At 39.1% G+C, this 506-nt stretch carries 1 protein-coding gene; it reads left to right on the plus strand.

The annotated features are described in order from the left end of the window. Nucleotides 1-316 precede the first annotated feature (316 nt). A partial coding sequence (locus AB4589_RS25525) for a hypothetical protein (RefSeq protein WP_372101969.1) occupies nt 317-506 on the plus strand: 190 nt, incomplete at its 3' end.

The following is a 506-nucleotide window of genomic DNA, read 5'->3' on the forward strand; positions in this document are numbered from 1 at the left end:
TTCCAGAACTAAATGCGGCAGTCGGTTACTTGCAAAACAACCGTAACATGAACATGAAAATCGCAATTTCAGTTAAACCACAGAACCCTACAGTGCATTTGGTGATTGGCCACAAGAGTAATGTAGAGAAAGAATATCCACTGTATCGGATCTCACAGACCTTTGTACTACTCATCTAATGAACAGTTAGGAGCGTTATATGTTGTTGTCTTGGTTTAGCGACGACTACCAAGACCATAACCGATTAATACCATCCAATCGAATAACAAGGGAGATTCAGCCCTGTATCGTTGTAATGACTAAACAAGAGGATTACATGAAAAAAGCACTTTTACTAATAGCTTTATTGGCAAGCCCTACGCTCGCATCTCAATTGACAGAAGTATTTACCGATAAATCTGATTGTTCGGTTAAACAAGTAGGTTATGTGCTAAAAGACAATCCAGTTGTTTTTTCTGGCGAACATTGGCGCGGAAAATTTTTCTCCGGATGTAATGCTTTTATCC

This window comes from Vibrio sp. 10N.222.49.A3 (assembly GCF_041475145.1).
Taxonomy (GTDB): Bacteria; Pseudomonadota; Gammaproteobacteria; order Enterobacterales; family Vibrionaceae; genus Vibrio; species Vibrio tasmaniensis_A.